Source organism: Pseudomonas sp. YuFO8, assembly GCF_035065025.1.
GTDB classification, from domain to species: Bacteria; Pseudomonadota; Gammaproteobacteria; order Pseudomonadales; family Pseudomonadaceae; genus Aquipseudomonas; species Aquipseudomonas putida_AE.
The window spans coordinates 1-409 of record NZ_JAXDEQ010000173.1; the positions used below are offsets into that span (position 1 = coordinate 1).

A 409-nucleotide genomic window follows, 5' to 3' on the forward strand; every position below is an offset into this window, starting at 1 on the left:
CGGCTTGCAGTTCCAGGGTTTCCCGGGTGGCCTGCAAACGTCCACGCACACTGGCGAACAGCATGAACCCGAGCTGCTGCTCGGCGTCCTTGAGCGCCGCATCTACATCGCCCACGGAAAGTTGCAACCACTCGGCGGCCAAGCCTGGGTGTCCGGTCTGCAAGATGGCCTGAATCACTTCGATATGACGTAAACGCATCGCCGGAGTCTATGTGCAGCGGGCCGGGTATTCAATAGAATGGCTGCGCTGATCATCAACGACCACAGCCGGCTACCGGCATTAACAACAAAAACAGGTCTGGTCTCATATGCCTTTACCCTCGATATGCCTCGGGGTAACGGTCAAGCAACTGCTGGTCCTGGTGACCGTCGGCTGTGTGGCTGCTTATCTCTTCGACACTCAAAGCGA

Annotated in this window: 1 protein-coding gene; it reads right to left on the reverse strand. The window is 57.5% G+C overall.

All coding sequences use genetic code 11. The features are described from left to right. Positions 1 to 199: LysR family transcriptional regulator (locus tag SOP95_RS31855; protein WP_323609567.1), on the reverse strand; the 199-nt coding region annotated here is incomplete at its 3' end. Positions 200 to 409: the final 210 nt, after the last annotated feature.